1 protein-coding gene is annotated in these 544 nt (G+C 64.5%); it reads left to right on the top strand.

From position 1 onward, the window contains the following. A partial coding sequence (locus tag B0D78_RS13295) for a YadA C-terminal domain-containing protein (RefSeq protein ID WP_205948332.1) occupies positions 1-544 on the top strand: 544 nt, incomplete at both ends.

The raw sequence follows: 544 nt of genomic DNA, 5'->3' as shown, positions 1-544 counted from the left end.
TCTTCGCCGGCAAAGTGAGCGCCCAAGGCTTCGACGCAACCCACCACAAAATCGAACACGTCCAGGCCGGCCCCCTCACCGCCGGCAGCAGCGACGCCGTCAACGGCGCCCAGCTGTGGAAAACCGCAAGCAGCCTCGCCACCCACCTCGGCGGCGGCTCCTCCGTCAACTCCGACGGCACCGTCTCCGCCCCCACCTACAAGTTCAAGTACGTGGACGGCGGCAGCTACAACACCGTCGGCGACGCCTTGAGCGCCGTAGACAAACAGTTCGGCAAAGTCTACAACAACTTCGGCAACGTCTACAACCAGATGGGCGAACTGCGGCGCGACCTCAAGAACGTCGGCGCGCTCGGCTCCGCCCTGAGTGCCTTGAAACCGATGCAGTACGACCCGCTCGAACCCAGCCAGCTCATGGCCGGCTTCGGAACGTACAAAGGCGAATACGCCCTGGCCCTCGGCTGGGCGCACTACGTGAAAGAAGACTTCATGGTCCACGCCGGAGTGTCCGTCACCCACCACGGCGAGTCGATGGCCAACGCCGG

Origin of the sequence: Pyramidobacter sp. C12-8, assembly GCF_002007215.1 — a bacterium.
Lineage (GTDB): Bacteria > Synergistota > Synergistia > Synergistales > Dethiosulfovibrionaceae > Pyramidobacter.
The sequence above is the reverse complement of the archived record's forward strand: the minus strand, read 5'-3'. Positions and strand labels throughout refer to the sequence as shown.